The organism is Marinobacter alkalisoli (assembly GCF_045449855.1).
GTDB lineage: Bacteria > Pseudomonadota > Gammaproteobacteria > Pseudomonadales > Oleiphilaceae > Marinobacter.
In genome coordinates this window covers 50,831-57,044 of sequence record NZ_JBJJLC010000014.1, presented here as the reverse complement: position 1 = coordinate 57,044, position 6,214 = coordinate 50,831, and the positions used below count along the sequence as shown (strand labels likewise).

The 6,214-nt window shown below is 54.5% G+C and carries 12 protein-coding genes; all 12 read left to right on the top strand.

All coding sequences use genetic code 11. The annotated features are described in order from the left end of the window. Nucleotides 1–1,017: elongation factor Tu (tuf, locus tag ACJO5Y_RS07995; protein ID WP_406985281.1), on the top strand; the 1,017-nt coding region annotated here is incomplete at its 5' end. Between the two features lie 188 nt (nt 1,018–1,205). Beyond that, the gene (gene rpsJ / locus ACJO5Y_RS07990) at nt 1,206–1,517 is read left to right on the top strand and encodes a 30S ribosomal protein S10 (RefSeq protein WP_077529290.1); all 312 of its coding nucleotides are present in this window, start codon (nt 1,206–1,208) and stop codon (nt 1,515–1,517) included. A gap of 72 nt (nt 1,518–1,589) precedes the next feature. After that, complete coding sequence (gene rplC / locus ACJO5Y_RS07985; protein WP_406985937.1) at nt 1,590–2,228, top strand: 50S ribosomal protein L3; 639 nt, start codon at nt 1,590–1,592, stop codon at nt 2,226–2,228. 11 nt (nt 2,229–2,239) lie between these two features. Next, nucleotides 2,240–2,845: a 50S ribosomal protein L4 gene (gene rplD, locus ACJO5Y_RS07980; RefSeq protein WP_127330390.1), complete on the top strand. Its 606-nt coding sequence runs from the start codon at nt 2,240–2,242 to the stop codon at nt 2,843–2,845. After that, nucleotides 2,842–3,135: a 50S ribosomal protein L23 gene (rplW, locus tag ACJO5Y_RS07975; protein WP_127330392.1), complete on the top strand. Its 294-nt coding sequence runs from the start codon at nt 2,842–2,844 to the stop codon at nt 3,133–3,135. The genes rplD and rplW overlap by 4 nt, the downstream gene beginning before the upstream one ends. A 17-nt stretch (nt 3,136–3,152) precedes the next feature. Beyond that, nucleotides 3,153–3,980, top strand: coding sequence for a 50S ribosomal protein L2 (gene rplB / locus ACJO5Y_RS07970; protein ID WP_012139769.1), 828 nt, complete (start codon nt 3,153–3,155; stop codon nt 3,978–3,980). Between the two features lie 23 nt (nt 3,981–4,003). Further along, a complete protein-coding gene (gene rpsS / locus ACJO5Y_RS07965) occupies nt 4,004–4,279 on the top strand; it encodes a 30S ribosomal protein S19 (protein ID WP_007154011.1) in 276 nt (91 codons plus the stop codon). A gap of 16 nt (nt 4,280–4,295) precedes the next feature. Continuing rightward, complete coding sequence (gene rplV, locus ACJO5Y_RS07960) at nt 4,296–4,628, top strand: 50S ribosomal protein L22 (RefSeq protein ID WP_048497742.1); 333 nt, start codon at nt 4,296–4,298, stop codon at nt 4,626–4,628. 11 nt (nt 4,629–4,639) lie between these two features. Further along, nucleotides 4,640–5,323, top strand: a complete 684-nt coding sequence (gene rpsC / locus ACJO5Y_RS07955) for a 30S ribosomal protein S3 (protein WP_406985932.1) — start codon at nt 4,640–4,642, stop codon at nt 5,321–5,323. Nucleotides 5,324–5,335: 12 nt separating this feature from the next. After that, on the top strand, nt 5,336–5,749 hold the full coding sequence (rplP, locus tag ACJO5Y_RS07950) for a 50S ribosomal protein L16 (RefSeq protein WP_027830882.1): 414 nt from the start codon (nt 5,336–5,338) through the stop codon (nt 5,747–5,749). After that, complete coding sequence (gene rpmC, locus ACJO5Y_RS07945; RefSeq protein WP_012139773.1) at nt 5,749–5,940, top strand: 50S ribosomal protein L29; 192 nt, start codon at nt 5,749–5,751, stop codon at nt 5,938–5,940. Before rplP ends, rpmC begins: the two co-directional genes overlap by 1 nt. Nucleotide 5,941: 1 nt before the next feature. After that, nucleotides 5,942–6,208 (top strand): 30S ribosomal protein S17, encoded by a 267-nt coding sequence (gene rpsQ / locus ACJO5Y_RS07940; protein ID WP_008174879.1) that lies wholly within the window; start codon nt 5,942–5,944, stop codon nt 6,206–6,208. Nucleotides 6,209–6,214 lie beyond the last annotated feature (6 nt).

Below are 6,214 nucleotides of genomic sequence, written 5' to 3'. Positions count from 1 at the left end.
GGTATCACCATCGCGACTTCCCACGTAGAGTACGATTCTCCGACTCGTCACTACGCCCACGTAGATTGCCCGGGCCACGCGGATTATGTGAAGAACATGATCACTGGTGCGGCGCAGATGGACGGCGCGATCCTGGTATGTTCCGCAGCTGACGGCCCCATGCCGCAGACTCGCGAGCACATCCTGCTGTCTCGTCAGGTTGGCGTACCGTACATTGTCGTGTTCCTGAACAAGGCCGACATGGTAGACGATGAAGAGCTGCTCGAGCTGGTTGAGATGGAAGTTCGCGAACTTCTGGAGCAGTACGACTTCCCGGGCGACGACACGCCGATCATTACCGGTTCCGCGCTGATGGCGCTGGAAGGTAAAGACGACAACGAAATGGGTACTACCGCTGTCAAGAAGCTGGTAGAAGCCCTGGACGACTACATCCCTGAGCCGGAGCGCGCGATCGATCAGCCGTTCCTGATGCCGATTGAGGACGTATTCTCCATCTCCGGTCGTGGTACTGTGGTAACCGGTCGTGTTGAGCGTGGCATCATCAAGGTGGGTGACGAAGTGGAAATCGTTGGTATCAAAGATACCGTGAAGACCACTTGTACCGGTGTTGAGATGTTCCGCAAGCTGCTGGACGAAGGCCGTGCCGGTGAGAACGTTGGTGTTCTGCTGCGTGGTACCAAGCGTGACGACGTTGAGCGTGGTCAGGTTCTGTGTGTACCGGGCTCCATCAAGCCGCACACCAAGTTTGAGTGCGAAGTGTACGTGCTGTCCAAAGAAGAAGGTGGTCGTCATACGCCGTTCTTCAAGGGCTATCGTCCGCAGTTCTACTTCCGTACCACCGACGTAACCGGTTCTTGCGAACTGCCGGAAGGTGTGGAAATGGTAATGCCGGGTGACAACGTGAAGATGAGTGTTACCCTGATTGCTCCGATCGCCATGGAAGATGGTCTGCGCTTCGCGATTCGCGAAGGTGGCCGTACCGTTGGTGCCGGCGTAGTCGCCAAGATCATCGAGTAATCCACTCGATTGATCCAGGAAAAAGGGGCTGAAACATCAGCCCCTTTTTCTGTTTCAGCCGCGAATTGATGCCCGACCGGGTCAATCTGCATTGCAGTTGACACGGTTGGGTATTATGCATACAATGCGGCTCCTTTTTTTGAAGGTCGGCTAAACAAGTAGCTGCTACGAGTGGAGTTTGGTGCATCATGCAAAGCCAAAAAATTCGAATCCGGTTGAAGGCGTTTGATTATCGCCTGATCGACCAGTCCACGCAGGAGATTGTCGATACCGCTAAGCGGACCGGCGCTCAGGTGCGTGGGCCAATCCCTCTGCCGACGCGGAAGGAAAAGTACACCATTCTGATCTCCCCGCACGTCAACAAAGACGCGCGCGATCAGTATGAAATTCGTACTCATAAGCGTTTGCTCGACATTGTTGAGCCGACGGAAAAGACAGTAGATGCTTTGATGAAGCTGGACCTGGCAGCAGGTGTAGACGTTCAGATCAGCCTCGGCTAAGCCCCGGCTTAGTCTGTGTAACTGTCATAAGGCCATAGAGGGTGAGAGCCCCGTACACTTAAGAGGTGAAACATGGCAATTGGTGTTGTCGGTCGTAAGGCCGGTATGACCCGTATTTTTACGGAAGATGGGCAGGCGCTGCCCGTTACGGTAATTGAGGTTGAGCCCAACCGCATTACCCAGCTCAAAACTCTTGAAAGCGATGGTTATCGCGCGGTTCAGGTAACCGTCGGTGCTCGTCGTTCCTCTCGTGTGACCAAGAGCGAAGCAGGCCACTATGCCAAAGCCGGCGTTGAAGCTGGTCGCGGTATGTGGGAGTTCCGTCTGGCTGATGGCGAAGGTGAAGACCTGGTAGCCGGCGGCGAGATCACGGCTTCTGTCTTCGAAGACGGTCAGGTTGTTGATGCCACTGGTCAGTCCAAGGGTAAAGGTTTCCAGGGCGGTGTTAAGCGCTGGAACTTTTCCATGCAGGACGCGACCCACGGTAACTCACTGTCGCATCGTGCTCCGGGTTCCATTGGTCAGAACCAGACTCCGGGCAAGGTATTCAAGGGCAAGAAGATGGCGGGCCAGATGGGCAACGCGCAGGTAACTGTGCAGAACCTGAAGGTCGTCCGCGTCGACGCCGAGCGCAACCTGCTGCTGGTAAGTGGTGCCGTTCCCGGCGCGACTGGCGGTAACGTTGTCATCAAGCCTGCAGTTAAAGCCTGAGGAGCGGTGCGATGGAATTGACTATTACAGGTAGCGGCAAGGGAATCTCTGTTTCCGATGCCGCATTCGCCAAAGATTTTAACGAGTCGCTGGTTCACCAGGTGGTTACTGCATACATGGCAGCTAGCCGTCAGGGCACCAAGGCTCAGAAAACACGTTCAGAAGTCAGTGGCGGTGGTAAGAAGCCCTGGCGTCAGAAGGGCACAGGTCGTGCTCGTGCAGGTACAATCCGTAGCCCGATCTGGCGCTCCGGTGGTGTGACCTTTGCTGCCAAGCCTCGTGACTTCGAGCAGAAGGTCAACCGCAAGATGTACCGCGCAGCGATGCGCTCTATTTTTTCCGAGCTGGTTCGCCAGGAGCGTTTGGTTGTGGTTGACGACATGAATGTCGACACCCCCAAAACCAAGGCTTTCAACGCCAAGCTGAAGGACATCGGTGTGAATAACGCCCTGATTCTGTCCGACAACGTTGAGCAGAATCTGCACCTGGCCTCCCGTAACATTCCGCACGTTGACGTGCGTGACGTTGCAGGACTGGACCCGGTTAGCCTGGTTGCCTTCGAGAAAGTCGTTGTGACTGTTCCCGCTCTGAAGAAGATCGAGGAGATGCTGGGATGAATCAGGAACGTATTTACAAGGTTCTTCTGGGACCGCACGTATCAGAGAAAGCGTCTCTGGTGGCGGAAAGCAATCAGGTCGTGTTTCGTGTAGCACCTGATGCGACTAAGCCCGAGATCAAAAAAGCCGTTGAGCAGCTGTTCAACGTCACCGTCGAAGGTGTTCAGGTTCTGAACCGTAAGGGTAAGCTCAAGCGTACCATCCGCGGTTTCGGCAAGCGTAATGATCTGCGTAAGGCTTATGTAAAGCTTGCGGAAGGTCAGGACATCGATTTTCTGGATGTGGAATAAGGTAAAGGGGTCGTAATATGCCGATCGTCAAAACCAAGCCAACATCTGCCGGCCGCCGTCACGTTGTAAAGCTCTACAACCCTGATCTGCACAAGGGGCGCCCTTACGAGCCGTTGGTAGAAACTAAGAGTAAGTCGGGTGGTCGTAACCATTTTGGTCGCATCACTACCCGTCACGTTGGTGGTGGCCACAAGCAGCACTACCGCGTAATTGATTTCAAGCGGACCAAAGATGGTATTCCGGCGACTATTGAACGCCTGGAGTATGATCCTAACCGCTCTGCGCACATCGCGCTCCTGAAGTACGCCGATGGCGAGCGTCGTTACATCATCGCTCCCAAAGGTATGCAGATCGGAGATCCTGTGCGTTCCGGTATCGACGCGCCGATTAAAGTGGGCAGCACGCTTCCGCTCCGGAATATTCCGGTTGGTTCCGTGATCCACTGCGTCGAACTCAAGCCTGGCAAAGGTGCCCAGCTGGCTCGCTCCGCGGGCGCATCCGTACAGCTGGTAGCGCGTGAAGGTGCATATGCCACCATCCGCCTGCGCTCAGGTGAAATGCGTAAGGTGCTTGTTGACTGTCGTGCAACGTTGGGCGAAGTGTCCAACAGCGAGCACAGCCTCAAGCAGCTTGGTAAAGCGGGTGCATCACGTTGGCGCGGTAAACGTCCAACAGTACGTGGTGTTGCTATGAACCCAGTTGACCACCCACATGGTGGTGGTGAAGGGCGTACCTCTGGCGGGCGTCACCCTGTTACTCCTTGGGGTGTTCCGACCAAAGGGCATAAGACTCGTAAGAACAAGCGTACTGACAAGATGATAGTACGTCGTCGTTCGGCCAAGTAAACGACTACATAGAGGTAATTGCTGTGCCACGTTCTTTAAAGAAAGGTCCTTTTATAGACCTGCATCTGTTGAAGAAGGTCGAGGCAGCTCTGGAAGCTAACGACAAGCGGCCGATCAAGACCTGGTCGCGCCGGTCAACAGTTTTTCCGGAGATGGTAGGCCTGACCATTGCAGTCCACAACGGCAAGCAGCACGTGCCGGTTTATGTCACCGAAGATATGGTTGGACATAAGCTGGGTGAGTTCGCGGCAACGCGTACTTATCGTGGTCATGCGGCCGACAAGAAAGCTAAACGCTGATTCTGAGGTAATAGAAATGGAAGTAGCAGCCAAGTATAAGGGCGCTCGCCTCTCAGCTCAGAAAGCACGTCTTGTCGCTGACCAAGTACGCGGCAAGGCTGTTGAGGACGCCCTAAACATTCTGACTTTCAGCCCAAAAAAGGCGGCAACAGTCATCAAGAAAGCTCTTGAGTCTGCCATCGCCAACGCTGAGCACAACGAAGGTCTGGACGTTGACGAACTGCGGGTTTCCACCGTGATGGTGGATGAGGGTCCGACGCTCAAGCGAATCAAAGCTCGAGCCAAGGGGCGCGCTGACCGGATTTTCAAGCGCACCTGCCATATCACCGTCAAGGTCGCCGACAAGTAGGAGATGCTCAGATGGGTCATAAAGTAAATCCAACCGGCATTCGCCTGGGTGTGATCAAAGAGCACAACTCAGTGTGGTATGCCGAAAAGCAGGAATACGCGAACAACCTGTTGAACGATATTCAGGTTCGTGCATTCCTTGACAAGCGTCTTGTGAAGGCGTCTGTCAGCAAGATTGTGATCGAGCGCCCTGCTCAGAACGCCCGTATCACGATCCATACTGCCCGTCCCGGTATTGTTATCGGTAAGAAGGGTGAAGATGTTGATCGTCTGCGTCGCGAAGTTAGCGACATGATGGGTGTGCCCGTGCACATCAACATCGAAGAAGTCCGCAAGCCGGACCTGGATGCCCGCCTGGTAGCGCAAAACGTTGCCGGCCAGCTGGAGCGTCGTGTGATGTTCCGTCGCGCTATGAAGCGTGCGGTACAGAACGCCATGCGCCAGGGCGCGAAGGGTATCAAGATCCAGGTAGGTGGACGTCTCGGGGGTGCTGAAATCGCGCGTTCCGAGTGGTATCGCGAAGGTCGTGTACCTCTGCACACTCTGCGTGCAGATATTGATTACGCAACCTACGAAGCGCATACCACTTACGGCGTTATCGGCGTCAAGGTATGGATCTTCAAAGGTGAGATTCTTGGTGGTATGGAGCAGGTCCGTGCTGACAAGAAAGCCTCTGGGAAGAAAGGTTCTAAGTAAAGGGGCACTCTTATGCTGCAACCAAAACGCACCAAATTTCGCAAGGTAATGAAAGGCCGTAATACCGGTCTCGCTCACCGCGCTAACAAGGTGAGCTTCGGTGAATACGGATTGAAGGCGACTACCCGTGGGCGTATAACTGCGCGCCAGATTGAGGCAGCGCGTCGTACCATGACTCGTCGCATCAAGCGGGGCGGTAAGATCTGGATCCGGATTTTCCCGGACAAGCCGATCTCCAGCAAACCGCTTGAAGTACGAATGGGTAAAGGTAAGGGTTCTGTCGAGTATTGGGTGGCTGAAATCCAGCCTGGCCGGATGCTTTATGAGATGGAAGGTGTTTCCGAGGAAATCGCTCGTGACGCATTCACTCTTGCTGCGGCCAAATTGCCGGTACAGACCACCTTTGTAACGAGGACGGTGATGTGATGAAAGCAACAGAGCTGCGTGATAAGTCAGTCGAGGAGCTGAACAACGAGCTGATCGACCTCCTGAAGGAGCAGTTCAACCTGCGCATGCGCAAGGCGACAGGTCAGCTGAATCAGTCTCACCTTCTCGGCAATGTGAAGCGCGATATTGCTCGCGTGAAAACAGTATTGAATGAAAAGGCAGGACAGTGACATGACCGAAGCTACCCAAACTGCCAGAACTCTGAGCGGCAAGGTCGTGAGCAACAAGATGGAGAAATCCATCGTTGTCCTGGTTGAGCGCCAGGTGAAGCACCCTCTGTACGGTAAGTACATGAAGCGCTCAACCAAGATTCATGCTCACGATGAGAGCAACCAGTGCAACATCGGTGACACCGTAACGATCCAGGAAACCCGTCCGGTCTCGAAGACCAAAAGTTGGGCTCTGGTGGAAGTTACCGAACGTGCATCCAAGGTGTAATTCGCC